Source organism: Gimesia alba, from assembly GCF_007744675.1.
GTDB lineage: Bacteria > Planctomycetota > Planctomycetia > Planctomycetales > Planctomycetaceae > Gimesia > Gimesia alba.
Map to the genome: position 1 here is coordinate 3,380,515 of NZ_CP036269.1, position 26,102 is coordinate 3,406,616.

Annotated in this window: 18 protein-coding genes; 10 read left to right on the plus strand and 8 right to left on the minus strand. The window is 50.5% G+C overall.

Translation table 11 applies throughout. The features are described 5' to 3' along the window. Nucleotide 1 precedes the first annotated feature (1 nt). From Pan241w_RS12630 to Pan241w_RS30035, 6 genes are all read left to right on the plus strand, one after another. Nucleotides 2–976, plus strand: coding sequence for a hypothetical protein (locus Pan241w_RS12630; protein ID WP_145216006.1), 975 nt, complete (start codon nucleotides 2–4; stop codon nucleotides 974–976). Next, the gene (locus Pan241w_RS12635) at nucleotides 898–2,013 is read left to right on the plus strand and encodes a HesA/MoeB/ThiF family protein (protein ID WP_198000494.1); all 1,116 of its coding nucleotides are present in this window, start codon (nucleotides 898–900) and stop codon (nucleotides 2,011–2,013) included. The genes Pan241w_RS12630 and Pan241w_RS12635 overlap by 79 nt, the downstream gene beginning before the upstream one ends. A gap of 14 nt (nucleotides 2,014–2,027) precedes the next feature. Further along, nucleotides 2,028–2,252, plus strand: coding sequence for a hypothetical protein (locus Pan241w_RS12640; RefSeq protein ID WP_145216011.1), 225 nt, complete (start codon nucleotides 2,028–2,030; stop codon nucleotides 2,250–2,252). A gap of 622 nt (nucleotides 2,253–2,874) precedes the next feature. Then, the gene (locus Pan241w_RS12645; protein WP_145216014.1) at nucleotides 2,875–4,563 is read left to right on the plus strand and encodes a serine-rich family protein; all 1,689 of its coding nucleotides are present in this window, start codon (nucleotides 2,875–2,877) and stop codon (nucleotides 4,561–4,563) included. Then, nucleotides 4,563–4,961 carry a hypothetical protein gene (locus Pan241w_RS12650; RefSeq protein ID WP_145216017.1) on the plus strand — a complete coding sequence of 133 codons (399 nt, stop codon included), beginning with the start codon at nucleotides 4,563–4,565 and terminating at the stop codon, nucleotides 4,959–4,961. Before Pan241w_RS12645 ends, Pan241w_RS12650 begins: the two co-directional genes overlap by 1 nt. 247 nt (nucleotides 4,962–5,208) lie before the next feature. After that, nucleotides 5,209–5,442 (plus strand): helix-turn-helix domain-containing protein, encoded by a 234-nt coding sequence (locus Pan241w_RS30035; protein ID WP_145216020.1) that lies wholly within the window; start codon nucleotides 5,209–5,211, stop codon nucleotides 5,440–5,442. On the opposite strand, the gene Pan241w_RS12660 is transcribed toward Pan241w_RS30035, so the two are convergent. Further along, nucleotides 5,330–6,406: a tyrosine-type recombinase/integrase gene (locus Pan241w_RS12660; protein ID WP_145216022.1), complete on the minus strand. Its 1,077-nt coding sequence runs from the start codon at nucleotides 6,404–6,406 to the stop codon at nucleotides 5,330–5,332. The two genes, Pan241w_RS30035 and Pan241w_RS12660, sit on opposite strands and share 113 nt — an antisense overlap. A 237-nt stretch (nucleotides 6,407–6,643) precedes the next feature. On the opposite strand from Pan241w_RS12660, the gene Pan241w_RS12665 reads away from it, so the two are divergent. Further along, complete coding sequence (locus Pan241w_RS12665) at nucleotides 6,644–7,348, plus strand: hypothetical protein (protein ID WP_145216025.1); 705 nt, start codon at nucleotides 6,644–6,646, stop codon at nucleotides 7,346–7,348. Nucleotides 7,349–8,394: 1,046 nt separating this feature from the next. Next, the gene (locus Pan241w_RS12670) at nucleotides 8,395–13,515 is read left to right on the plus strand and encodes a PVC-type heme-binding CxxCH protein (protein WP_232107437.1); all 5,121 of its coding nucleotides are present in this window, start codon (nucleotides 8,395–8,397) and stop codon (nucleotides 13,513–13,515) included. A gap of 199 nt (nucleotides 13,516–13,714) precedes the next feature. Here Pan241w_RS12670 and Pan241w_RS12675 read toward each other — a convergent pair whose 3' ends face one another. Next, nucleotides 13,715–14,989: a carbohydrate porin gene (locus Pan241w_RS12675; protein ID WP_198000495.1), complete on the minus strand. Its 1,275-nt coding sequence runs from the start codon at nucleotides 14,987–14,989 to the stop codon at nucleotides 13,715–13,717. 460 nt (nucleotides 14,990–15,449) lie between these two features. Here Pan241w_RS12675 and Pan241w_RS12680 point away from each other — a divergent pair, with 460 nt between their 5' ends. After that, nucleotides 15,450–15,929 carry a transposase gene (locus tag Pan241w_RS12680; protein WP_145216030.1) on the plus strand — a complete coding sequence of 160 codons (480 nt, stop codon included), beginning with the start codon at nucleotides 15,450–15,452 and terminating at the stop codon, nucleotides 15,927–15,929. A gap of 158 nt (nucleotides 15,930–16,087) precedes the next feature. Here Pan241w_RS12680 and Pan241w_RS12685 read toward each other — a convergent pair whose 3' ends face one another. The 3 genes from Pan241w_RS12685 to Pan241w_RS12695 all read right to left on the minus strand — a co-directional run bounded on the left by Pan241w_RS12685 (nucleotide 16,088) and on the right by Pan241w_RS12695 (nucleotide 18,435). Then, nucleotides 16,088–17,020 carry an alpha/beta hydrolase gene (locus Pan241w_RS12685; RefSeq protein WP_232107438.1) on the minus strand — a complete coding sequence of 311 codons (933 nt, stop codon included), beginning with the start codon at nucleotides 17,018–17,020 and terminating at the stop codon, nucleotides 16,088–16,090. Between the two features lie 313 nt (nucleotides 17,021–17,333). Continuing rightward, a complete protein-coding gene (locus Pan241w_RS12690) occupies nucleotides 17,334–17,774 on the minus strand; it encodes a hypothetical protein (RefSeq protein WP_145216034.1) in 441 nt (146 codons plus the stop codon). Between the two features lie 40 nt (nucleotides 17,775–17,814). Further along, a complete protein-coding gene (locus Pan241w_RS12695; RefSeq protein WP_232107439.1) occupies nucleotides 17,815–18,435 on the minus strand; it encodes an SOUL family heme-binding protein in 621 nt (206 codons plus the stop codon). Between the two features lie 238 nt (nucleotides 18,436–18,673). Here Pan241w_RS12695 and Pan241w_RS12700 point away from each other — a divergent pair, with 238 nt between their 5' ends. Beyond that, complete coding sequence (locus tag Pan241w_RS12700) at nucleotides 18,674–19,072, plus strand: DUF1353 domain-containing protein (RefSeq protein ID WP_198000496.1); 399 nt, start codon at nucleotides 18,674–18,676, stop codon at nucleotides 19,070–19,072. A gap of 158 nt (nucleotides 19,073–19,230) precedes the next feature. Here Pan241w_RS12700 and treZ read toward each other — a convergent pair whose 3' ends face one another. The 3 genes from treZ to Pan241w_RS12715 are packed head-to-tail and all read right to left on the minus strand — an operon-like array spanning nucleotide 19,231 to nucleotide 26,049. Then, on the minus strand, nucleotides 19,231–21,840 hold the full coding sequence (gene treZ, locus Pan241w_RS12705; RefSeq protein ID WP_145216040.1) for a malto-oligosyltrehalose trehalohydrolase: 2,610 nt from the start codon (nucleotides 21,838–21,840) through the stop codon (nucleotides 19,231–19,233). Between the two features lie 16 nt (nucleotides 21,841–21,856). Further along, entirely contained in the window at nucleotides 21,857–23,824 is a 1,968-nt protein-coding gene (locus Pan241w_RS12710; RefSeq protein ID WP_145216043.1) for an alpha-amylase family glycosyl hydrolase, read from the minus strand. Further along, complete coding sequence (locus Pan241w_RS12715) at nucleotides 23,821–26,049, minus strand: HAD-IIB family hydrolase (protein ID WP_145216046.1); 2,229 nt, start codon at nucleotides 26,047–26,049, stop codon at nucleotides 23,821–23,823. Before Pan241w_RS12715 ends, Pan241w_RS12710 begins: the two co-directional genes overlap by 4 nt. Between the last annotated feature and the right edge of the window lie 53 nt (nucleotides 26,050–26,102).

Consider the following 26,102-nt stretch of genomic DNA (forward strand, 5'->3'; position numbering starts at 1 on the left):
AATGAAGGGGAAAATTATGAGGCATCCTATCCTAATTGTTCGCTCTGCTTTTGATCAAATGCTGGCAACAGTCAAATCTTCCCCGGTTGAGATCGGGAGTATTTTGCTGGGGGTCATTGCAGAGCATATTGTGGTTATGGCTGTCGGTAAACCGGGAGAAAACTCTATTCAGGAAGCTGTTCGTTTTGTGCATGATCCTGCTGAAGATCAGAAATGCTTGCAGGAGCAGCGTCAAAAACATGGACAAAAAATAGCAATCCTGGGAGGCTTTCATAAGCACCCCTCCGGCATGCACTGGTTCAGTTCGCAGGATAATCAGCAAGCGCAAGAAATCTTCATGCAGAATGGAGATGGCAAACCGGTCCTCATCGGCATATGGGCCGAAGCTGTGCGAGGGCCTGAACCTCATTTGTTTCTTTATATTTTGGAGTCTGAAAACGGGCGTCTCACACCTGTAGGATACGACATTGTTACTCCTTCTGATTCGCGTGTGGCTGGTGCTTTGAAGGATGCACCAGTATTTCCAGAACAGTCGATCAATGGGTTCTGGGAGGATACACAGTTTCAGTTTTATCATAACTCTGTTGGTCGGGAGAGAATCAGAAATGAGCTGGCAACACTGCGGAAGCAAGGTTGGAAAGTCCAAACCATCAGAAAAGCCAAAACGAAAAAACTGATACTCAGTTTGCATCGTGATACCCGGCAGTTTCTTGTCATGCTTCCGCCTGAATTTCCATTGAATCCGCCACGTATTTATGACCTTGCCGGTTTTGAAGTACTGGGCCTTCATGCCCTTATGCAATGGAATTCAGATCGGTGTATTGCCGCCATCATTGAACAGTACGGGCAAATTTTTATCAGCCCTTTATGCAATCCTCTGCAACAGGAGAATCTGTTATGGCACACAAAGAATCAGACTGGCACATCACGCTTATTGTCCAAAGTCAAGAGCGTCTTCACGCTTGCAAGAAAATAGCTCTGTCAGGAGTTATTCATCAACACGAAAGAGTAATGATTCTTTTTTGCGAAGACCAGGCTCCACCGGGCGTAAAATTTCTTGGCTGGTTTCATTTCCAAGAAACCAATTTTGAGAAAGGCTTATCGGTCATCGAGACAAAGCAGGGATTGTTGGCACAAGGCGCACCTCTTAATCAACCGGCTTCGGTGCAACTTTTGTTATTCGCTGATGTATTTTTAAGGACACCGTTTTCAGGGGAACATATTCAGCAGCTTAAAAAGAGCTGTGTTGCCTTGTTTGGTGTTGGCAGTATTGGAAGTGCCATTGCCAAGAGCCTTGTGCGTGCCGGTGTTGAAAACATATTGCTTATAGATCCTGATCGTCTCAGTTTGACGAATGTGTTCCGGCATGAATGTTCCATGCTGGATGTCGGAAGATATAAAGTTACTGCCCTGGCACAATCCTTGTTGCAAATCAATCCGCAACTGTCTTTGAAAACAATGGCAGAAAATATTTTCCAGTGGCCTTCGGCACAACTTGAAAACCTTCTGGAAAATGTTTCTGTTGTGATTGACTCGACTGACCGACCCTCAGCACGTCTCACAACGGCCAGTCTCGGGTATGAATTACATAAGCCAGTTGTTCATGCTGGATGTTTTGAAGAAGGACGCGGCGGAGAAGTGTTCTGGCATATTCCAGACGTCAAAGAACCTTGCTATTGGTGTCTTCGTGAAGGAATGGCCCAGCCTCCCAAAAGTCGCACTATTGATTACAGCACGGCACAAGGTCCAGATGATTTTAAAGGAGAACCCGGCCTTGATGCAGTCACAAAAAGTATCGCAATGGCGGCAGTGCAGATTTCTTTAGCGTTATTGTTACGCGGGATGCCTGATTGCCAATTATCTTTGGTATTGACAACACAAAGTAACTACCTGCTGTTGGGCAATGCTTTCTCAAACAATTTTTATCGGTTCAAGGGACCGTTTCATACGTTTTTTCAGCCATTTAACGGCCCCCGTAAATCGTGTTCATTATGTCAAAAAACAACTCATTAGGGAGGAAATACCTTATGGCAGCTTTTGTTTGTATTGCTTTTTTGGCCTTTGTTTTTTTTAGCATAGTCTGCGGTGATCGTGGAGTGAATTCATCAAGCAGGCATACAGAAAGACGTACCGGAAAATCCCAAAATAATACTGCTTCACCTGATCGAATAAAAAAGCGGATGGTTGTTCGAAAGAATGGCCGGCAATCTTCTTACCGCGTGAATCAATATGGCGAAGTATTTGAAGATTAAGTCTAAATCGAAAGTATGCGCTATGAGTAATCCCTGGAAGTTGTCCCTCTTTGATACGTTGAAACAAGTTATTCGCTTTATGCTTTGGACTGCGATCACTATCAATGCGGCAATGCTTTCCATTTTTTCAATATTTTTCGTTTATGATTTTTTGATGCATCTTCATGAACTGTTGGAACGGACCTGGTTTGCTCAACCTTGGTAGCAAAATGTTTTTTAGGGGGACCGCATTATGAATCGTCCAATCAGAACCGAATTCACTGAGACAAAACTACATGTGCCCTGGGAATCGATTGTACATCTTACCGGTGGAACAGAGACGCATCATTATCTGAATGAAGAGGGAGGGATAGAAAGCCACACAACGGTACATTTACAACCGATGCATTGCGGGCATCTTGCTCCTGCAGGCGGGACATGTTCTCAATGCTATCGCACAAGTTGCCCTCAATGTTTCACTGCTTGTCTCTTGTGCCATTGTCCTCTTGGACCGTGTTGTTTTCGTACCATTCATACTGCCAATGATGAAGAACTCTTCTTTTGTGCTGCTTGCTATGGAAAAGTTAAACGTCGAAAATTGTTTCGAAGTCTTATTTCAGGATTTATCCGGTTTGGTTGATATATGAATAAAAAACTGTCTGAAAACATGCGTGACCATCTATACGCCATTGATGCGGGTCTCTTAGAGGACCCTCTCGGGCAATCTCTTGATTTGGTCTATCGCTGTGGAGTTACTGACGACTTTACTCGTGATCTACTAAAAGGCAGGATTCATAATCATGTCCTTGAAATGGAAAAACATGGTCCTTTTCATCGTCCACGAAAACTAACGCAGGGAGATTTTTATCAGGGATTTGATATCAAGGGGCAAGAAATCAGATTCCCAGTGGATTGGTTGAATGAACCAAAATTAACGATAGGAACCACAGGCAGCGGGAAAACTACCTTAGCTCGCTATGAAATATTGATGCTCGCGCCATTTTTTTCTTTGGGAAAGTTATCTGCCTGGCTCTTTGATTTTAGAAAAACGGAATTTGGAGCATTGCAGCCCTATCTGGCTCGTCTAGAAAAACACCTGAATATCATTACGGGGCGAAAGATGAAATTAAATCCTCTGCAAGTCCCCTGCTCTGTTGAACCCATTTCCTATGCTTCAAATCTTTCAGACGCATTGGTTCGAGTATGGGAAGTTCCTCCCGTTGCTTCTTTATTATTGTCTCAGTCCATCATTCAGTTATATCGCACTTTTGGCGTGCTGGATGGAGGGCAACACTATCCGACAATGTTTGATTTACATAGTGTAATCCGTAAAAACACAGGATCGAATTCACAAGCAAGAAATGCGGTACTTGTCCGTTTGGAAACTCTTTTGATTAGTGTAGGAAATGTTTTGGCGTACCGTAAAGGATGGGATGTTCATGAACTTTCAAAACTCAGCATTAATTTTCAATTCAATGATATTACGGAAAAAGATCAGAATTTGTTTTTAAGCGTATTGCTCTTACATGCCTTCATGTCCCGTGTTGCTCAGTCTCGATCCAATGCGAAGATGAACTTACTCATCTATTGTGATGAAGCTAGTCGCCTGGTGAATAGCTCTGACACCAGTGTCAGCCAATTTATTGGTCTTATTCGTGGGACGGGTATCGGGCTGAATCTATCAAACCAAACGGCGGATATTTCCCGCTCGATTTTGTCAAATACTCCCAACAAGATTTTGGGGCGATGCGCTTCAGCTACCGATTATGATGTGATGGGGGCAAGTATGGGGCTTACTGCTGAACAGAAACAATGGCTCAAAATTCATCTCAAAAAGCCAGGCATGTTTCTTGCCAGTTTAGGGCAAGCAGTGCATCCGTTTTTGTTTACTGTCCCCAATCTCAATTTTAAGCAATCTGACTTTACAGTAGATAGGTCATTTCCTGAACTAGATCGCTTGCCTATTGTTCCTGCACCAGAATTTTCAAATTGGACCACATTTGCACAACCAGAAGTTGTTGTAGAAACAACCAGTTCACCGCTGGAACGACAAAGTGAGGGAACGGACGCCACTCAATTGACTCTAAGTCCAGACGAAATTCGCTATTTGAAAGAAGTTGTGAAAACGCCCAAAAAACCAATTTCGTATTATCCTCCTCGAATTCAGATGGGAACGGGACATGCACTTAAAATCAGGAAGGCATTAATAAGTAAAGGCTTTATCAAACTTGAAAAAGTGCAGCAGAGTCCTGGAAGAGGGAGACCTTCAAATATTGTAGTACCAACGTCATTGGCACACGATGCAGTTTCAGCGTTGCAGGGAGAATGCTGATGAGGGGTAACGATCAGCATGAACTCATGATTCAGGCTCTTAAAGATGCTTTTGAGAAAAAAGGATTTCTAACAGAAACTCAGGTTCATGTCAGAGATGGTAATTTTGTCGGTTTTGTTGATCTCTTCATCGAGGACAAAACTGGAGCAAAACTTTGTGTTGAAGTTGAGCAAGATATTAAACGCATTTCGAATGATTATGTGAAAAAAGAACTCACTGCTGCCCTCTTGTGGATCGTGGTTCCAACGGCTTCGATTCAAGAGACTGCTCGTCGGTTTATCAGATTGATTGAATTGCCTGAAAATGAATCGTTTAAAATTCTGACCTATGGTCAAGCACTGTCTATGGTTGCGAATTTAATTCCTTTTTCTTTTCAGGCGTTGCGAGAAGAAAAATAAAAAGATAAGTCAACTATCAAACTCTTTGTGAAAGGATAAAAGTAATGTTGCACGTAATTCGCCATGCTTCAAGTAACTGCTTTTGGTGCAACGCCACTAAAGATGGTGCAGAGATTCAGACTGACACAAATAAGATATTTCTTTGCAGGAAGCACTTCTGGGATTTCTTGAAAAACCGGGAGAATGGCCAAAAAAACGAACGAGCCACTCAAGTCAAATCTGCGACGAAAGCAGGAAATGAACAACAATGAAGTTTTTTGTTGTATCTGAAGTTGCTGAGATGCTTCGCATTTCAGAGAGCCTTGTCTATTCTTTAATAGAGAGCGGAAAGCTGCGATGCCACCGTTTTGGGAATGGTCGAGGTAAAATTACGATTTCGCTTGATGACCTTGAGCTTTACCTTTCCTCTTGCCGGTCTTGCGAGAAGAAGAAACGGGAATCCCCTGCCCCTGTGCGATTAAAACATCTGGATTTATCCTAGCTTGTTCTGTGAGAAATTCGTGATCGTCAGAAACGGCTGAGTAAACCTTATGAATCATGTTTGTGTCCTTGTGACCTGCCAAAGTTGCAACGATGTGACTATCAACTCCTCCCTTTAATTTCCTCGTGACCCATGTATGTCGGAAAGCATACTGGGTGTATCGTTTTCCGATTTTTTCTTCCAGTCTGGCAAAACGGCACTTCACAGCATATCCCGTCCAGGGATTGCCCAAGGTATTAAGAAAGAGTTTTCCTTCTGGATTGAGAATTCTACGAAGTATCACTTCTGCCTTTTCAGTCAGATAAACAACTCTAGCCGATTTCTTACCCTTGCTGTCTTTGGTTTCATAAATGAATCGGTGCTTTTCAAACTCAATATGTTTTGCTTCCAGATTTTTTGCTTCCTGAGGACGGCAACCACATTCCCAGCAAAAACGCAGAAGATTTCTGAAATTTCGGTCCGGCGTATTTTTGAGAATTTCTTTGAACTCGTCCAGAGAGATGATTTGTAATCTTGGTTTAGCTTCTGGTTTCTCCATCCCCTTAATTGGATTGCTAACCAATCCTCTATTCTTCACTGCCCAGTTCAGTCCACGTTGAATGGCAGTGATTGCATTCCGTTTGGTAGTGCCGTTCCAAGTCTTCTTATTGGCAAGCCATTTGGTGACGTGTGTTGGCATCAATTCTCCCACTCTGAGCCGCGGATATTCCTTCACAAAAGACTGGCAGTAATCCTTATACCCTTTGTAAGTCCGTTCTTCTCTGTTCTCTAAAGTCCATGTCAGGAAATCGTCCAGGATCACAGCGATAGAATCAGAGAGAGCGGGCGCGCTTTGAAGCATGAGTCTGTAGAACTCATCTTGAGCGGCTTTTTTATCTTTCCCCAGTCGATGCCGTTTTCCATCGATAGTTACACAGTAGGTTTTCTGAGCTTTCCAGTACCAGAGTTTGTTCGGTCTTGCCATTTGGTGTCGCCCCCATAACAAAATTTGATTTAGTGTCGCGTTTAGTGTCGCGACAATAATTCATACTATATTACAGGCGTGTATTGGCAATACCATTCTACTTCTAATCCGTAGGTCAGTGGTTCGAATCCACTCGGGCGTATTTTTTTCTCCTTACCTCTTCTGCTCTGCTACTGTTGACGCGTTCTGCTCCTGTGATTCTGAATCGATAAAAGTGCTCTTAAGCAGAGGTGTGGAATGGATTTCCGCTACGTCTTAATACCCGTCCTGTTTGTATTCCTGTCTGCCTGTTTTTCCAGTTGTTCCTCTGGAATCACGACCGGCTCCTCCAGGCCGACCGAAGAATTACCCGAACTGACAGAGACGTCCGAGATCCCCGCTGAATGGTTCCGCGAGCCCGTGATTGCCGTTTTTCAATATCGTTTTGCACCTTATCCTGACGATCTGTTTCAACCCGAAATTACCTTTGCCGTCTGGGACGATGGCACGTATTTGCTCAAAGAAAATCGAAACTATCGCACCGGCTCGCTTTCTGATGAATCGATGTCCTTCGTCAACCGCTTCAGAAACAACGCCGAATATCAGTCCTGTTTATCGCAGCCGCTGCCCGCCTATCCGCATTCCTATTTCTACAGCACAATCCTGTCGACGGCAACCAGCAAGTATGAAGCCGAATCCTCTTTCAGGCTCACCGGCCCCGAAAATCTCGATGACATGAGCGACTTTCTAAGCTTCACCGAGGGGCGTGGCGGTGAACATCTTCTCGAACTCCGTAAAATGAACAACACCCTCTACGAGCATTTGAAACAGAGCACCACCTCTGCGACCGTGCTCTCGCTTTCTGAAGCAAGTATCAGTGAGATCAGCAGAAAATGGATGCTCGGCCCGCGGTATCTCAGCCCTGAAGAGATCAACGAAATTATGAACAGCCCCCTCGAATGATCACAGTCCACAAATACGACTCCTTTCCACTTCTTCACGACTGAACTTCCACAGCCGACCAGTGCAGAAACCGGACTTGACTGCCTCACGCCGATCGGCATGATCTCTAGTTATGCGTCGCGCGCGAGAACAGTACTGGTTCAGGTAGAGAACCGGCACCGCTGCGAAAACCAGCACCATAAAAGTCCCTTGTTTCAGCCACATTGAAAAAAAATACCCCCAAAAAGTTATGCGGGTCGACACATACCAACGCATAATGGCCGCATAACAACCCGCCCTGCCACTCACCCGGCACCTCCCGACGCACTTCTCCACAGAACCATTCCCATATTCCCTTGACCGGCAGCCGCCATTCACAACAATCCATTTCACAATCATGATACGTTCTCCTGTAGGAGCGAACCCATGTGCTCGCCCGCCTCACGACATACAAATACTGACAACAGATCAAATGGAACCAGTAAAAAAGTGAGCGGAACGGCGCCAGCCGCCGGTTTTGTTCCATCTCATCAGCCGCAGGGCCTTCGCCCCGGTTCCTCTATTTTGTGTAACACCAGTGCGAATAAAAAAAACGCACCCAGCCGCCGATAGAACCCAGTTCCAGGAAAACAACCACCGGCAAACAAATCCTACCAGATATCACCAGCAGCAACTTAGATGAACATCACGAACAACAATCTAGACAAAATGTAGGGGCTGACCCATGTGTCAGCCCGCAGGGTTGAGATGTTTTGTAGGGGGGGCGTGAGGGTGTTTTAGGAGGCTAATAGAATCACTGCCGGGCAAGCCGGTCAGTGGCACACGCGGATGTTTTGCGTGTTGCCGATGTGAGTGTGAAATGGTGGGGATGTCTAACGGCGGGCAGCCACATGGGTCGACCCCTACGAGAGGAGACATGGCGGGGCGGATTCATTTGTCAGCCTGTTTTTTTCTTGTGGAGGGGAGCGAAAGCCTAGCTTCTGCCTCTGTTCGTAACTAAACTGGGAGTATTCAGTTAAATTCACACCCGGATACTCTTTGCTCTTTTTACGGATTACGCTCGAACAATGAAACATCTTTCCTTCCTCATTGCAGACTCCCCCCTGAAATCCGCTTATTGGCTTCTTGCTCTCTGCCTGTCACTCTGCGTGACTAACCTGGCCAGTGCGGCACCGCTGGTTTACGAAGGGACTGATGGTCCTGGTAAGGGGAAGCATATCGTGTTCCTGGCCGGCGATCATGAATACCGGTCTGAAGAATCGCTGCCGGAACTGGCGCGTATTCTGGCGAAGCATCACGGATTCAAGTGTACCGTGCTGTTTAATATCGATCCGGAAACGGGTGAAATTGTAGCGGGCAATTCCAATATTCCCGGCATGGAAGCACTCGATTCGGCGGATCTGGCGGTGGTCTTTCTGCGGTTTCAGAATCTTCCCAAAGAACAGATGCAGCATCTCGTGGATTATCTTAAACGGGGTGGCCCGGTGGTCGGCATGCGAACGGCGACGCACGCCTTCAATATGCCTGCCTCTGCTCCCTTCTCTGAATATTCCTATAACAGTAAAGACAAAAACTACGAGAAGGGTTTTGGACATCAGGTGTTGGGGCAGACCTGGGTGGGGCACTATGGAACCAACCATAAGCAGAGCACACGCATCAGCATTATTGACGATAAAAAGCAGCATCCGATTTTGCGCGGCGTGAAAGATATCTGGGTGCAGGCGGGCGGTTATGTCGGCAAGCCGACCGATGGGGAAGTATTGACGATGGCTCAACCTCTGAACGGCATGAAGCAGGATTCTCCAGCTGACGAAACGAAGCCGCCGATGCCTTCGGAGTGGACGCGCACTTATACCTCTCCTTCCGGAAAGAAGGGCCGCGTGTTTACGACGCTGTATGGAACGCCTGAGGATCTGTTGAACGATGGCTACCGCCGAATGCTGGTCAACGCGTGTTTCTGGGCGCTGGGCATGGAAGACGCGATCAAAGCGGACGCCAACGTGGCCTTCGTCGGGCCGTTCAAGCCCAATACATTTGGTTTTGCCACTTACGCGCACGGGATCAAGCCGGAAGCGTATGCCGGGTTTACAAGTCCGATTCCTGCCAACCACAATACGAAGCGAACCGATTCCCCAAAGAAACCCGCTCCCAAAAAGAAAAACGCGAAGGCAAAAAAGTCCAAGAAATCAACCGCATCGCTCGTGACCGGTAAGCCGGCACGTTTTGTACGCATCGAACTGCCGGGCAATAAACGCATTCTGACGCTGGCGGAAGTTGAAGTGATCAGCGGTGGAAAAAATATCGCAAAGGGAGGCAAGGCGACACAGTCAAGCACGATGGGTTCCGGAGTCGCCGCCAAGGCACTCGATGGTAATAAAAGCGCTGACTGGGGCAAAGGCGGGCAGACACATACCGCCAATGCGGGAACAAAGAATCCCTGGTGGGAAGTCGATCTCGGTCGCGCTGTCGACGTGGAAAAGGTAGGCATCTGGAATCGTGAAGGATTCGAGGGCCGTATGGAAGATTTCACACTGACGCTGCTGGATGTGAATCGCAAACCGGTGTTCCGAGTCACGAATGTGGCCGCTCCCTTTACGATGGAGATCGATGTCAAGAACAAGGGAAATCTGGAATACCTGACCTTCGCTGGAAAACCGGGTGTGCCTTATAAGTCGACTTCGAAGTCGGTCGGTGCGGAGTCACACAGTCAAGCTACGGATCCGACGCTGGTTGACGTGCCGGCCAACTACCGCGATCCGATTCCGTTTGCCTTTCAAAATGGCGATGTCGTTGCCATTCTCGGTAATGGACTGCCTGATCGGATGCAGCATGACGGGTGGCTGGAAACACTGTTGCAGAGTGAACTGCAGGGGAAAGAGGTTCGTTTTCGTAATATGAGCGTGAGCGGCGATCGAGTGGATTCATACCCGCGCAGCAAGGGTGCCGCCACTATTACCGAATATCTGCGGCATGTGAAGGCAGACGTTGTGTTCGCATTCTTCGGCTATAACGAATCATTTGAAGGCGTAAAAAAAGCGGACGAGTATCAGAGAAAACTCATTGATTTTGTCAAAAAGACCCGTGGTTCGAAGGCCAACGGAAAATCGTTCCCGCGGATTGTATTGTTCAGCCCGATCGCACATGAAGACACCGGCAGCAAAAACGTACCTGACGGCAAATCGCACAACGTTCAACTGGCCGCCTACACCAAGGCAACGGCAGCCGCTGCCCGCGAAGCGGGAGTCGCGTATGTGGATCTGTTCCACCCTTCTCTGCAGATGTTCAAAGAGTCGAGTACGCCTCTGACCATCAACGGCGTGCATCTGACGGCAGAAGGGAACAAACAGCTGGCTGAAGTGATTTCATCCGCACTGTTTGGTCATCAGGTCACCGCGTCACAGACGATGGAGCCGCTACGGTCGGCTGTACTGGATAAGGCTTATAAGTGGAATAACCGCTATCGCGCCCGTGATGGGAATGATGTCTGGGGCGGTCGGTCCATTCTGAAATTTACGAACGATCAAACCAACGCCGTTGTGTTGCAGCACGAGCTGTCGATGCTGGATGTGATGACGAACAATCGCGATGCCCGGATCTGGGCGGTCGCCAAAGGACAGGATCTCAAAGTCGACGACAGCAACGTGCCCCAGCCGGTCAAGGTGATCTCGAATGTTGGCGGCGGCAGCAAGAGTTCCAGTGCGGTGAAAGAGGGGAACCTGAACTACATCAGCGGCGAGGAAGGCATCAAACATATGGCGGTCGCTGACGGGTTTGAAGTCAGCCTGTTTGCCGATGAAAAACAGTTTCCCGAACTGGTTAACCCGGTGCAGATGCAGTTCGATACGAAAGGTCGCCTGTGGGCGGCTGTCTGGCCGACGTATCCCAAGTGGGAACCGCTGAAAGAGATGAACGATGCGTTGCTGATCGTGCACGATGATAATAATGATGGCAAAGCGGATCGCGTGACTGAGTTTGCGCGGATTCAGAATCCGCTCGGCTTTGAATTCTGGAATGGTGGCGTACTGGTCGCTTCCGCGCCGGAAATTGTGTTCCTGAAAGATACTGACGGTGATGACGTGGCCGATGTCCGTACCGTGTTGCTGCAAGGCCTGGATTCTTCGGACACCCATCACGCAGCGAACAACTTGATCTATGGCCCTGATGGTGCGATTTACTGGCAGAGCGGCGTGTTCATGGTGCATAACCACGAACATCCCTGGGGCCCTTCACTGCAGGCTGGTGAATCGGCCATGTATCGTTTTGATCCGCGACGGTTCACCATTTCGATGCATGCCGTCAATTCGCCGAACCCGCATGGGATCTCGTTTGACTACTGGGGTTATCACTATGCGACCGATGGAACCGGTGGCCGGGCCTATCAGGTGCGTCCGGATAAGGCCGGGTTCAAAATGCACGAACTGCTCAAGAAAGAAGTGCGGCCTGTGACCGCCAGTGAAGTGGTCAGCAGTGCTCACTTCCCTGAGTCCATGCAAGGCGACTTTTTGATCTGTAACGTGATTGGTTTTCTGGGTATCAAGCACTATGACCTGGCGCGGGATGGTGAGAAAGGTACTGTGTGGGGCGAGCCTGCCGGTGATGATCTGACGGTGATGCGGGTCAATGCGGACGGCTCCAAAACGGAAGACAAGTCAAAGGGTCTGATGATGAGCGGAGACAAGAATTTCCGCCCCGCGGATGCGATTTTTGCTCCCGATGGTTCATTATATTTCTGCGACTGGCACAATGTGATCATCGGCCATATGCAGCACAATGTTCGTGATCCCAATCGTGACCATCAACATGGTCGTATTTACCGAATGACCGCTAAGGGGCGTCCGCTGCAAAAACCGGTTGCCATTGACGGCCAGCCGATTGCTAAATTGCTCGACAATCTGAAATCGCCCATCGATGGCATTCGTCACCGAACGCGCGTCGAATTGAGTGAACGCGATTCCGCTGACGTGATCGCTGCCACAAAAGAATGGGTCAAGCAATTTGATCCGAACAAAAAAGAAGACGCACACCATCTGCTCGAAGCACTCTGGTTGCATCAGCAGCACAATGATCGCAATCTGGAATTACTGGGGCTGCTGTTGAAATCTCCCGAGCCGCACGCGCGGATTGCTGCAAACACGGTGAAGCATTTGTGGTTTAATGTCGAAAGTACCATGCGTGGCGGTGTGATCGCAGAATCGGAAGAAGCAGCGACACAAAAGTCAGGCATTCTCAGTGATACTCCTGAACTCACGACAATTCGCATCGGGACGGTCCGCGAGCGGATGCGATACGACGTGACGAAACTGACTGTGAAGCCGGGTAAGAAGGTGAAACTCACGTTTGCCAACCCGGATTATATGCCTCACAACATTATGCTGGTCAATCCCGGGAAAGCCGATGAAGTGGGTCTGGCGGCGATTGCTTTGGGAGCCCATGGATTCTCAGTCGGATTTATTCCCGAGAGCAAGGAAATTCTCTGGCACAGCAAACTGGTCGACCATGGTCAGGAAGAGGTAATCGAGTTCGTCGCTCCGACAAAAGAGGGGGCCTACCCTTACATCTGCTCGTTCCCCGGACACCACCTGCTGATGCGGGGAACGATGTATGTGACCAACGACCTCAAAGAGTTTCTCGAAAAAAATCCGGAACAGGTTACGAAGGTTACAGAATGGAAACTGGCCGATCTGGATAAAGATGTGAAACGTGTAGGACAACATCGGAATTTTATGCGAGGTAAGGAAATCTTTACTAAGCTTGCTTGTGCTCAGTGTCACAAATTAGATAAGAACAGCGTGACTCTTGGCAAGAATCTCTCCATCGGTCCGAATCTTGATGAAGTGGTGAAGAAGCATAAGCACGACGCCAAAGCAATCTTGGCAGAAATTCTTGAGCCTTCCCGCAAAATTGAGGATAAGTACAAAACGGTACTGCTCCTGCTGGAAGATGGCCGAAGTCTGAATGGAAATATTGTCGCTGAAGATAAGACTTCGTTGACACTCGTGACAGGGCCTCCGCAAGTGAAGGAGCAGAAGATTCTAAAGAGCGCAATCGAGTTTCAACGTTCCTCGCCTGTCTCGATCATGCCGGCCAACTTGCTGAACACGTTGGACAAAGAACAGATTCTGGATCTGCTGGCGTATGTGATCTCAGGTGGAAATGAAAAAGACGCGGCCTTCCATCATCATCATTGATGGCTGTCAGCGTTTCCGTTTTTTTCCAAATCCGTGCTGGGTCCGAAGTTGATTCGGGCCTGGCTCGTGCTGGATTACCGGCAATACGAGGGGGCGACACGGATATCTGTTTTTGCTACCACGAAACGCACGAAAAGCTGTATTGTTGGAATCTGGTTCTTATCACCGTTGGGCAAGCCAACGGTGCCACCCGCCCGTTTTACAGATCGAGCTGGAAGCGGATGCCGGCTGCGAGGGCGTTGGGGTAGAGGCCGCTGGGGGTGTTGATGTATTGCAGGTCGGGTTGGATGCTCAAATTGTCGTTGATCTGGGCTTTGTAGAAGACTTCGACCATCAATTCCTCATCGGTGCCTCCCTGGTTGAGTTCGACCCAGCCGATGCCGGCACCGACGACGTCTTCATCGCGGCCGCGAAGCAGTCCCGTGTAAGCAAAGCCGGCCAGGCCGTCTTGGGGAATCTCGGGAAATGGGGAATAGCCGTTGGTCTCGGTTGGATAGTGTTGTGCAAAGATTGAGAGCCCCTGCGGGTTGTCGTCTGTGCTGTCGGCTTCGCGATACAGCATTTGTTCGATCTGCAGGTAATAGCCGAACGATCGGGGGATGGCACCAGCGGGGACTTCACCCGGGGTTTCATAGGTGACGCCGAATGAGAGTATGCCGGGGAGTTGATTCCGCGCAGTCGTGTAGCGGTATTCGAATTCAGCAATGTAAAGGATGGAACCGTTTTGAGAGAAGATTCCCCGTTCATTACTGCGATAGGCGTCCCACATGCCGGCTTTGAAGGTGACAGAATCGCTGAGATCGGTCATCAGGATAATCGCCGGACTGGGAGCCGGAAACGACGGGAGACCGGCTGAGGGGGAGAGGCCGAACGCGGAGTTAATAAAATCGCCGGCGGTCTCCATGGTGATGAATTCAGTGCTGATATCCTGTCGACCAATGCGGAAGGTGAGCGCTTCGTCGAAGAAATCGAGTTGCCACCAGAGTTCGCTGATCTGGGTGATGTTGTCGTAAGAGTCGATGCTGCTGATGAGCTGTGTGGCACCGACAAACTGATCGAGCCCCCGTCCATGTGTATTTTGAAAGAGTAACGCAGCGCGGCCCGGGATGGCGAGGTTCATTTTTTCAAAATCAAAATCGAGCGACAGATCGAGCAGGCCTTCGTACTGGGTCGAGCCGTTCGTGGCGATGCCGCCGTGGGCGTTCGTAAAGAGTTCGCCGTAATAGATGGGGGTGACTGTGATGCCGTTATCCTTGTTCAGCCAGGGGCTCAGCAGACGGTCGTCTGGTTGTGCGACGTGCAGGTCGGCTATCGGTAGCTGGTCTGGTTTGAACTGGTCGGGGGGAATCACCTCAGGCTTGGCATTCGTCTGCGGCTCCCCTGCTCCTTCATCGCCCGTTTCTGCTCCGGCCGCCTGATATGCCGGGAAGACCAGCAGCAGGATCAGAATGGGAACGAAGTCCTTAAGCCTCACTGTCTCACGCTCCCTGTTCACGCTACGCATTGATGACGAAAAATATGCCGAGTCCCCTATTCTATTTTCGGCAGATTTAACGGATGGATCCAGTTTGGATGAATGGTTAATTTAGGGTGAGATTGACGGTGAAGTTGACGCTGATTTGGCACTGTTTGAGGAGCAAACAGTGGCACACGGAAGTCTGTTTTGTATTACGTTGTGGGCATAAATCGAATGGGGTGTCGCAAGGCGGGCAGGCACATAGGCCTGCCCCTACGTGGGGGATATTGTAGGGACGGACCCGTGTGTCCGCCCGTGGGGTTGGTGTGTTTGTGTTGCGGCGTGGGGATGTTTTGCGTGGTGCCGATGTGGGTGTGAACCGGTGGGGTCGACCCCTACGTTTTTTGTTTGACCTGTTGCGATGTTATTGATTTGATGTATGGGGGACATAAGTATCAACTAACGAAAGAGACCAGAAATGAATTCACCTCGGCGGAAGGAAATTCGAATGCCGGGGTATGATTATTCGCAGGCCGGTTTTTATTTTCTTACAATCTGCACACAAAGTTCTCTGTGCCTGTTTGGTTCGGTTCAAGATGGAGTCATGAACCTCAACCATGCAGGAGAGATGGTTCAAAAATGGTGGAACAAAGTAGATGAAAAATTCTCAGAGATAACATTTCATGAGTTTGTTGTGATGCCGAATCATCTACATGGAATTGTTCAGATTAATCGGAGGGATCATGACATGAACAAGGATGATTCGCCGACTGTCGCAAAAGTTGTTCAATGGTTTAAAACGATGTCGATCAATGAGTATATGCGAGGAGTGAAGCAAAAGGGTTGGTTGCAGTTTTCCAAACGATTGTGGAAACGGAATTATTACGAACACATCATTCGCGACGAAGAAGCGTATTTCGAAATCGTAGAATACATCAGAACCAATCCCCAGAATTGAGGGAAAGACAAATATTATATGTGATGTAGGGGCGGACCCATGTGTCCGCCCGTGGGGTTGGTGTGTTTGTGCTGCGGCGTGGGGATGTTTTGCGTGGTGCCGATGTGTGTGTGAACCGGTGGGATCGTCGCGCGGCGGGTCGACACATGGGTCGACCCCTACTTTTTGAGGTGTTTTTTCAGAAATGTTTCGACGAGTTGCATGCGTTCGGCGTCGAAGAACTCAGGACCGCCGTGGGCGGCGCCGTGGATGACTTCGAAGGTGACTTTGCGTTTGTGCTGTTTATATTTGCCGTGGAGTTCGTGGGATTGGTTGATGGGGACCTGCGGGTCCTGATCGCCGTGGATGATCAGCAGCGGCGGGTCTTGATCGTCAATATGAAACACGGGACTGGCGAGTTTAGCGAGGTCCGGGGTTCGTTCGGGGCGGTCGCCAAGCAGCAGTTGCAGTGCGGGGACGCGGACGCTCAATCCGTGCGGCGTGGATTGCGGGAGAATCGTCATGAAATTCGTGGGGCCATAATAATCGACGATGGCCTGGACGCTGGATGATTCGTCGTCGAAATCGCCGAGGTCTCCTTCGAGTTGTGGATGTCCGTTGGTGACACCCATGAGTGCCACAAGATGCCCGCCGGCGGAGGAACCGAGGATGCCGATTTTGTCGGCGTTATAGCCGTATTTTTCTGCGGAGCCGCGCAGGAAGCGGATGGCGGCTTTGATGTCGTGAATCTGGGCGGGGAATTTCGCGACCGGAGAGAGCCGGTATTCCACACTGGCGACGGCGAAGCCGTTCTGGACGAGGTCGGTGAGCGGCATGTTGTCTTTCGAGCCGGCACGCCAGGCACCGCCGTGAATCCAGACGAGCAGCGGCGGGTGTTTAACGCCTTCCGGTAGATAGAGATCGAGGAGCAGACGCTGCTCGGGGGTGGTCGCGTATTCGATGTCATTGATCCGCTGGATTGATTCCACGGCATCGCTTTTGTTCGAGAGGGAGATTAGTAATAGCATCAGTGTTAGACTCCACCAGTGATGTTTCATCGGTGTTTCTCTCGGTGTTAGGTTCGTTTTTCCTCTCACTGTTGGGCAAGCCAACAGTGCCACCCCTCCGGTGTCGTACGAGAATTCATTTATTGTAATGTGGTAAGTGATGGAATGACAGTTTGGATGCAACAAAAGTAGGGGCGGACCCATGTGTCCGCCCGTGGGGTTGGCGTTTTTGCGGTTTGGCGAAGGGAGGTTCTCCGTATTGCCAATGTGGGGTGGAGATGGTGGTGATGTCGTACGGTGGGCAGCCACATAGGGCTCCCCCTACATTTTTATAGAGACTCGGATGTTGTTTATGATGATCGTGTGGTTGGGCGCTGGTGTTGGATGGTGGCGTGAGCCAGTCGGACTGACAGAATATTTATTTGTCGGGGAAGATCTGGAAGAGGTAGATCAGCAGCAGAAGTCCGCGGCACGTCCAGGCGAAGGTGCGGACCTGGTTGGAAAAGACCAGCCCTCGGATGTGTCGGGGAGAAAACCGAGCCGCGAGGACGTGGTGCCGGGGGACTTGTAGCACGGCTGTTGAGATCCAGACGATAAACAACAAGCCGACGCCGGTCCAGGTAAAAGCGGGACCCATGCCGGGAGGAGGCCAATAGACGATGGCGACGGTTGTGGCTGCTTCGGTGAGCATCATGGGGCCGACGGCGTAAGTGGTTCTGATTTGATGCGCCTGCTGATAGCGGGTGAACCCGGGTCGCCCGACCAACGCGAACAGGGGGTAATGTACGATTTGGACGAACCAGATCAATCCAACCATGTAGAAGGTGGAAACCAGTTGTAGCAGGAACAGTGTTTTCAAGATGTCTGATGCTCTCGGTGCATGGCGCGGAATTCGTGTGTTATATGGAATCCTGTTTTTTCGAATTCATATCAGCGGGTTGTTCCAGGCGAATCAGAATTTCGTTACGCCTGAGAGGGCCCGGTGTCCAAGGGGGATCGTAACCGGCTGCTTCCATACTGCCTGATTGAGTCAGGCCTTTTTCTTTGATCCATGTGCGTAATTTCTGCTCTGCTTTCATAGTGGTTTCTTTATTTAAACGTCCATTAAAGCGATAGACGGCAAAGCGTCCCCCTTTGCGTTTTTGAATGCTGACGTCAGCGCCCGTTGGCTCTGGTATGCCCGCTGCTCTGGTTTTTTCAGGAATCACAAACGCCATTTTTCCACTGGCGTTCTGTGTTTCGGGATCCATGAATACCGGCGTTGTCATGGAGACCTTTTGTTCCTGCTGGTTTGCACCTTGAATATAACGGAACAGTTTCATGAAGCGTTTGTCTTTGTCAGCAGGCTGTGCTTTGCTGTCTGTCATCACCAGCATTAAATCAGGATAGTCACGGATTTCAAAAGAGTCCGCGGATTCGACAACGGTATACGGGGCTGATTCGTATGCACTTCTGGCGGTCAACTTCCAGCTAAAGAAGAACAAAACCAGCAGTATTGCAGTCAGAGCAAGGTAAATCATGCGTTTCCCCTTCCCGTTTGGCCTAAATTCAAGCAGTTGTGACGCAGATTTGTTCATTGTCTGTTCTGAACCGTTGGTTGGGAAGTTCATGCGATAGCTTTCTTTCTGAGTCTAAAAATGAGTAAACAGGCGGTTTATTCACTACAAGAAGCCCTCATGCTGACTATAGAGACTCTAGTTATGAAACGTTTATTGAACAGGTTCTTTCTGAATGATTTTTTAGATGAAGGGCATGTTAATGGCTGAGACAGACCAGACCGTCACGATTATGAGCGGACCACTGCGGACGGAACGCCTTTCGGATGGCAGTCGCCGGTTACTTTGTGATTTGGTTGTGAATGTGCGCGGTAAAGAGATTGTAGTCCCGGCGAATTTCATTGTGGACTCCCGTTCCCTGCCCCGTTTAAGTCAGTTGATGATCGATTGTTCCCGCGTGGATCTGGCGGGAGTGATTCATGACCGGCTGTATGAGACCGGTCAATTTACGCGCTGTGAAACAGATACAATCTGGCGGTTAGTGGCTCGGTCAGGTTCGAGCCGGGCGAATTGGTTACAGGCGTGGTGGGGGTGGTTTCTGATTCGGCTGGGGGCCCGGTTTGCCTGGGATCGTGAGCGGAAGAAGAATCGATTGTCGTGAAATTTTATCCGGGTGTTGACGTTTTGAGAGGTTTCATTGTGGTCTGAACTATTGCGACGTCTCGCGGCAAGGCGACTCCTGCTTTTCGTGGTTTTGGGATGATTGGTAATCACTGTTGGCAAGCCAACAGTGCCACCGGGTTTTCCCTTACTTGGGAGCTATTGTTGGGTGATGATGGCGTGGTTGGGGGCGAGTTCGATCTGGTTGTTTTCGATGACGGGATCGGGGTCGGAGGACAGTAGAAGTTTTCCCTTGAGGGGGACGGCGATGGGTTTGGCGTCGGTAATCGCCGGGGGCGTCAGTCGAGTGGTGATAGTAGTGTGCTGGTAGTGTATGGTGAAGAGATTGTGATCCGGGTTACATTCGGTTTTCATGTGGGCTGGTGTGAGCCAGCCGACTTGGAGGCCTTGCTTGCGGAGCTGGAGCAGACGGCGATACCACTCGTGCATATCATGGTCGCGCCCGGTAGCGTTGTTCCATTTGGCATGATAAAAGGCGTCTGCATTCGAGGGGAGATAGGCGTCCTGCCAGATATGCTCCGGGTATTCTCCTTTGCGACCAAGGTCAACGGCTGTGCGGAGCTGTTGGTCTTCGAAATCGACGAAAAACGGGAATGGGGCTTCGGTCGCACATTCTTCACCCATGAATATCAGCGGGATTCCGGGATAGAGCAGGACGAGGGCGGCGGCGGCTTTCTGGAATTCTTTGGAAGTCAGGTGGTGAATTCGTTTGCCGTGTGGGTGATTGCCGACGCTGTCATGGGTTTGCAGAGCGATTACGAGTGACTCAAAATGCCGGCTTTTGCGCTGGTTTTCAGACACGCGCTGGGAATCCTTACCGGCGTAGACATAGCCGTGCGCGAGTGTTTCTACAAGATCGCGCGTCCCTTTGTACTGGCGATGGGTCAGTGACAGTTCGGGGAGTGCGTGCGAGTAGAGCGAATACATCAGGCAGTCGCACCAGATGGCATCATAGGCGCCCCTGCTCTGGTCGGCGGTCAGCATTTCGTGGTTGTAGACGTTGGATTCGGCGATGAGGTGAATGGGATGGTTCCGGGACGCCGCAAACGTTGTGACGGTCTGACGGATTTGATCGAGAATGGTAAACGAACTGTCATCGTACATGCAGTGGACGGCGTCGAGTCTTAAACCGTCGAGATGAAATTCTTCGAGCCAGTAGATCGCGTTGTCGGTGATGAACTGTCGGACGTGTGCGGCATCGGGGCCGTCGTAGTTGACGGCGTCGCCCCAGGGGGTGTGGTGGTTGTCGGAAAAGTAAGGGCCGAATTCGGAGAGGTAGTTACCTTCCGGTCCCAGATGGTTATAAACGACGTCTAGTAACACGGCGAGGCCCGCGGAATGGCAGGCGTCGACGAAGGCTTTGAAGTCGTCAACAGTGCCATACGTATTGCGAACGGCGAACAGATCGACACCGTCATAACCCCAGTTCCAATGTCCGGGCGACTGAGCGACGGGCATGAGTTCGACGGCGGTGATTCCCAGATCGAGCAAGGCGGGCAGGCGTTCGATGGCGGCGCGGAAGGTGCCGTCTTCGGTGAAGGTACCGAGGTGGAGTTCGTAGATGATCAACGCGCGTTTTTCAATGCCTTGCCAGTTTTGGTCGGTCCAGGCAAAGTCGCGGTGGTCGACAATTTGGGAAGGGCCGTGAACGCCCTGTGGTTGATAGTGCGACGTGGGATCGGGACGTGCGACGTTATTATCGAGGCGATATTGATACTGGGAGCCGGGCCGGGCGTTCTGAACAGTGCCAGAGAAGAAACTGTGTTCGTCGCGGTGCAAGTCGTGTTCGATGGTGGTGTCGCTATCTTGAATTTCGACAGTGACATTGTCTCGCTTGGGAGCCCAGACACGAAAATGGGTTTTGTTGGCAGTGACGGGAGTGGCTCCGAGGCGTTCAATGGGAGTGGCTGGGGTTTCTGCGAGTCCAAACCAACGACAGCCTTCGAGGACGCCGCTGGTGGCGGCGCTTTGTGCGAGGTAGAGTCTGTTCTTCCAGCCGGATTCCTGATGCAGTCGATGGACGCGCTGCGCGAGTGTGCGACTGGCGTTGCCGACCAGAATCGTGCGATAGCCGGCGGTAAGTGCGGCGAGGTCGTTGCCGGAATCGCCCGAGAAGACGATGTCTTCCGAGTTGAGGTTGTACTCGGCGAACCACCACTGGAGCGCGTGTGCTTTGGAGACGGTGGCCGGCAGGAGATCGATCAGGCCATCACCATTGAAGGGGTCGACGCTGTGGATAATGGAGTATGGAGCCTGTGTCTGGTCAAGATCGGCCTGGATCTGTTCGACGAGTTTATCGAGTTCTGTAGCGTCGGCGTAAAAGCTGAGTTTGAAAGGCCCCTGCTTTTCTTCTTCCTGCAGACGCAAACCCGGAATCGACTGCAGCCGTTCACGGAGTGTGGCGATAGGCATGGCGGCGATGATCTGATCTTGATAATCCTGATACGCGGAGACGGGGGTGAATTCACCGGATGTCTGTCGCTGGAAGATTGAGGTGCCGACATCGCAGATGATCCACTCTGGTTCAGGGAGTTGGAATTCGGTGATGGCTGCAACGACCGATTCGAAGTGACGGCCGGTGACGAAGATCAGGGAGATGTCATGAGCGGCGAACTGGCTGGTGAGTGTTTGCAGGTCGGACCGGTTTTGTGTGTTGCCTTCGAGGGGGATGAAGGTGCCGTCGAGATCGGTAGCCAGGACGTGCCCTCGAGAGGAGACGGCTGGTTGATTCGGTTTCATCGGGGACATCAGATCGTTCCGTCGGTTAGACGCGATTGAGCCAGAGGATCTGGTACGGTGCGAGCACCAGTTTCTCTGAGGTCGCGTAGGTTTTATCTTCGATCATATCCTGGAAGAATCGTCCCAGTCCGGCAGTACGGAGTTTGTTACCGTCGATTTCCTGGGTTTCTTCAGAAAAATTCGCGAGGACGATTAAGCGATTGCCATCATGTAAGCGCACATAACCGAGAATGTGGTCATTTGCCGTTGCGATCAGCTCCATGTCCTGGCCGGCGAGTGCGGGCAGTGATTTTCTTAAGGCGATCAATTTTTGTGTGGATCGATAAATCTGTTTGCGGATTGAACCGTTTTCAGTGCCGATATGGTCATCGAGTTCGTCGAGGTATTCCCATTGCATTTTGGGACGATGAATCCAGCGGGAATCGCCGGCTTTGGCGGGATCTTTGACGAAGTCGTAATCGTTGAGCATGCCCCATTCCTCTCCCAGATAGAGAAGTGGAATGCCGCCGATGCTGAGTGAAACGCCATGCAGAAGAAGCATGCGGCTGATGGCGATTTTTTTCTTTTCGTCATCGTCTTCTTCGATGGCCTGTTCCAGACCAGCGAGAGACGCCATCGTTCCGGAGATGCGCATGTCGCCTGTTTCGAAGTTTTCCTGAAAAGGAACGCCACGCGCGAACGAGCCCGGGAACTGGCCGGTATAGAATTCATTGAGGAAGTTACGATGATCATAGGCGTTGATACCGATGGCTTCGGCATCGGCATCATCGAAGGTCCAGCCGATGTCATCATGACAGCGCAGATAATTGACCCAGGCTGTATTGGGGGGAAGCTTATAGCGGTGTTTGAGTGTTTGTGTCAGCAGGTTGACTTTGCGTGTCGCCAGCGATTCCCAGAGCAGCGCCATCAGTGTGGGGTTGTACGAGATCTGGCATTCTTCCTCGCTGATATATTTGACAACATCGTCGGGATGGACGATGGCTTCGGACTTGAACAACAGGCCTGGCGTGGCGATGCGTGCCAGGCGGTTGAAGGCCTGAATGAGGGTGTGTGCTTCGGGCAGATTTTCGCAGCTTGTCCCCATCTGTTTCCAGATAAAAGCGACGGCGTCGAGGCGCAGGATATCGATGCCGGTGTTGGCGATGAAAAACATTTCATCGAGCATGGCACGGAAGACAGCGGGGTTCGTGTAATTCAGGTCCCATTGAAAGCTGTTAAAGGTGGTCCAGACCCATTGTTGCATGCCGTCGTGCCAGGTGAAGTTGCCGCGGCGGACGGTGGGAAAAATTTCCCGGAGCGTGCGTTCGTATTTTTCGGGTTCCGTGCGATCGGGGTAAATGTAATAGAAATCCTGGTACTCACGATTTCCGGATTGGGCGAGTTGTGCCCATTCGTGGTCATCGGACGTATGATTGAAGACAAAATCGAGGACCAGTGAAATGCCGGCTTCGCGCAGGTCAGCGGCGAGCAGACGCAGGTCGTCGATGGTACCAAGCCGGGGGTCTACTGAGCGATACGTGCTGATGGCGTATCCCCCGTCATTATTGCCGGGACGGACGGCGAACAGCGGCATAAAGTGTAAGTAAGTCAGGCCGAGGTCCTTGAAGTAGCCTACATTCTCGCGAAGTTTGCTTAAATTATCGCCGAACAGATCGACGTATAAGGCACCGCCAGAGATCTTTTCCGACTGAAACCAGTTGGGTTCGTTGATGCGGTGGCGATCGAGTTTGCAGAGGGCTTCGGGACGTTCGGCCCAGGCTTTTGCAGCGGTGATCAGGACCTGTTCGATATGATAGAAGAAGTCGTACCGGGAGTGATATAGACGAAAGAGTAGCGCAAACAGAGGGCGCCAATGTTCCTTCAGTCTTAATTCGAATTCGTGTCGTTTGCCATCACTGATTTGGCTGGTTTGCCAGACTGCTTCGAGCTGCGGTTGCAAGCGTTGCAGTGTCAGATCCGCTTTGAAGTCAATCTCATCCTGCGCCGTGCTCATTCGATCCGATCATTGGGAATAGTTATCTTGTCTAAAAAGTTGTAGTATTTGATGCCTTCGAGAATGCCTGCAGCATGCGAGGCTTTCGCGAAGTAGACGCGGGGACGATTACGGAGCTTTTCCAGCTCTTCACTATGGTTGCCGACAACGACGCCCAGCGTCCGTCCCAACAGCATGCCGGCATCGTTACCCGAGTCGCCTGAGACGAGAACATGTTCCGGAGCGAAGCCCCATTTCCAGAGAACATGCCGCATGGAAAGGTCGCTTCCACCCCGTACGGGGATGATATCAAGATACATGCCGAGGGACATAATAACCTTAGCACGCAAACCGGCTTCCCGGAGAATTTTTTTAATGGCTGTGATACTGGGGCTGAGGCTGGTATCGATTTCGTAACTGACTTTAAATTCTGACTGATGTTCGTCTTCCTGAGGAAAGAAACCCGGGAGTGGATCGAGCGTTTTTCGAATCTCTTCCGGCTTCCAGGCATAGTCGATTGATTTGCGCCAACTGAGGTCGGGAGTGAGGTGCTCACCGTAGTGTATTTGTGTACCAGCGTCGGTGTCAATCAGGTCTGGTTGGGGAAGTCCCAATTCCTTAATTAAGGCCATGGCACTATCCAGACGTCTGCCTGTTGCGATACCAAAACCGATATGTTCATTTTCACGGATCAGTTCGATGAATTCCTTTAATGCGTCATCGTCGCCCGTCAGTGTATTGTCCAGATCGGTGATAATCAACCGGTCAAAATCGGGAAGTCGTCTGTTAGTCGATTTGTCTGCGAGCACGGGGGCCGGCGAATGTTCGAGAATGTCATCCAGGTCACGCAGATAACGATTGGCATGATTATTCCAGGAATAGAATTCGCGTGTGCCTTTGATCCCGTTTGCTGACCAGTCGGTCCACTGTTCCGGTTCTGTGAGCACGCGGAGCAGTGCATGTTCGATGGCAGATTGATCTAACGGGTCCACCAGCAGGCCGTTTTGACAGTTGGCGATGATATCTCGCGGTCCCCCATCATTGGTGGCGACAATGGGCAAGCCGGTAGCACCGGCTTCCAACAGAGTCAGACCGAAGGGTTCGGTGAGCGCGGGATTGATGAAAACTCCCTTGGTTGATGTCGCGAGCCGATACAATTCGGGAACGTCATCTGGCTGATGTTTTTTCGGGTAAGCAACTTTTCCATACAGGTTGTACTTATCGATCAGATAGAGCACGTTTTCGATGATCGAACGTTGCCCTTTTGGTAATTCGCGCAGATCATCACGGGCTCCCATAACCATGACCAGGTTGGCCATTTCCTGCAGTTGTTCGCTCTCGCCATAAACGCGGACGAGCATTTCCAGGTTTTTGCGTTCATCGGGGCGTGCCATGGTGAGAATCATGGGCTTGTCGGGTTCACGCAGGAAGCGTCCCAGGTCGCTGGCGATATGAGGCAGCTTCCAGTTTTTATCTGCTGGTGCGAATGAGTCTAAATCGACGCCGGGAGGAATGACTTCCATCCGCGAGGGTTCGTAATGATCGTACAGTTGGTATTGCTGTTCAACTTCCTGATTGGTGCTGGTGACGACCATGGATGCGGTTTCGAGAGCGAGCTCTTCGGCTTCGATGCGCGTCGTGAACTTATATTTGTTTTCGAGTGCGTCGATATCGGTTTTACTGAGTGACAGACGTTGTCGTTTCACACGACCGAGTGAGTGACCGGTGAAGACATAGGGAATGTGCAGCAGACGTGCCAACTGGGCACCGGCAACGCCGGCATCGGCATAGTGACCGTGAATGATGTCTGGCAGGCCGGTTCGCTTAAAATGTTGCAGTGTCTGGTCGATGAATAATTCGAGGTAAGGCCACAATGATTCTTTGCGCAGATAACGTTTGGGGCCGAAGGGAATTCTGACGATCTTGGCGTTTTCGGAAATTTGTTCTTCAACTTGGGCATAATCATCGTCCACTTTGGGATCGATAATCTGTCGGGTGAGCAATTCGACTTCCCGGACGTGCGTATGTGCGGCCAGTTCGCGTGCGAGTTCCAGTACGTATTTGACCTGACCTCCCGTATCAGCATCGCGGCCTAATTCAGGGTTGTGGGCGCGAATCAAACCGTGCAGGCTGATGAGTGTGATTTTCAGGTCATCCGGTTTTTTGGCGGGAAACGCCGCGGCTTTTGTTTTAGTGGTTGATTTTGATTTCTGCTTGGATGATTTTTTTAAAACATCTCGGGCCATTTTCTTCATCCTGTTCCTTTGAGGTCTTTAAGAGAGTGACACTTTCCGGCATC

What these genes read in the sequence shown, in the direction of transcription:
- treZ (WP_145216040.1), bottom strand. Translation starts at nt 21,840, where the DNA reads ATGTCCCCGATGAAACCGAATCAACCAGCCGTCTCCTCTCGAGGGCAC.
- Pan241w_RS12680 (WP_145216030.1), top strand. Translation starts at nt 15,450, where the DNA reads ATGAATTCACCTCGGCGGAAGGAAATTCGAATGCCGGGGTATGATTAT.
- Pan241w_RS12665 (WP_145216025.1), top strand. Translation starts at nt 6,644, where the DNA reads ATGGATTTCCGCTACGTCTTAATACCCGTCCTGTTTGTATTCCTGTCT.
- Pan241w_RS12695 (WP_232107439.1), bottom strand. Translation starts at nt 18,435, where the DNA reads ATGATTTACCTTGCTCTGACTGCAATACTGCTGGTTTTGTTCTTCTTT.
- Pan241w_RS12640 (WP_145216011.1), top strand. Translation starts at nt 2,028, where the DNA reads ATGGCAGCTTTTGTTTGTATTGCTTTTTTGGCCTTTGTTTTTTTTAGC.
- Pan241w_RS12670 (WP_232107437.1), top strand. Translation starts at nt 8,395, where the DNA reads ATGAAACATCTTTCCTTCCTCATTGCAGACTCCCCCCTGAAATCCGCT.
- Pan241w_RS12700 (WP_198000496.1), top strand. Translation starts at nt 18,674, where the DNA reads ATGGCTGAGACAGACCAGACCGTCACGATTATGAGCGGACCACTGCGG.
- Pan241w_RS12645 (WP_145216014.1), top strand. Translation starts at nt 2,875, where the DNA reads ATGAATAAAAAACTGTCTGAAAACATGCGTGACCATCTATACGCCATT.
- Pan241w_RS12635 (WP_198000494.1), top strand. Translation starts at nt 898, where the DNA reads ATGGCACACAAAGAATCAGACTGGCACATCACGCTTATTGTCCAAAGT.
- Pan241w_RS12715 (WP_145216046.1), bottom strand. Translation starts at nt 26,049, where the DNA reads ATGGCCCGAGATGTTTTAAAAAAATCATCCAAGCAGAAATCAAAATCA.
- Pan241w_RS12710 (WP_145216043.1), bottom strand. Translation starts at nt 23,824, where the DNA reads ATGAGCACGGCGCAGGATGAGATTGACTTCAAAGCGGATCTGACACTG.
- Pan241w_RS12650 (WP_145216017.1), top strand. Translation starts at nt 4,563, where the DNA reads ATGAGGGGTAACGATCAGCATGAACTCATGATTCAGGCTCTTAAAGAT.
- Pan241w_RS12630 (WP_145216006.1), top strand. Translation starts at nt 2, where the DNA reads ATGAAGGGGAAAATTATGAGGCATCCTATCCTAATTGTTCGCTCTGCT.
- Pan241w_RS12660 (WP_145216022.1), bottom strand. Translation starts at nt 6,406, where the DNA reads ATGGCAAGACCGAACAAACTCTGGTACTGGAAAGCTCAGAAAACCTAC.
- Pan241w_RS30035 (WP_145216020.1), top strand. Translation starts at nt 5,209, where the DNA reads ATGAAGTTTTTTGTTGTATCTGAAGTTGCTGAGATGCTTCGCATTTCA.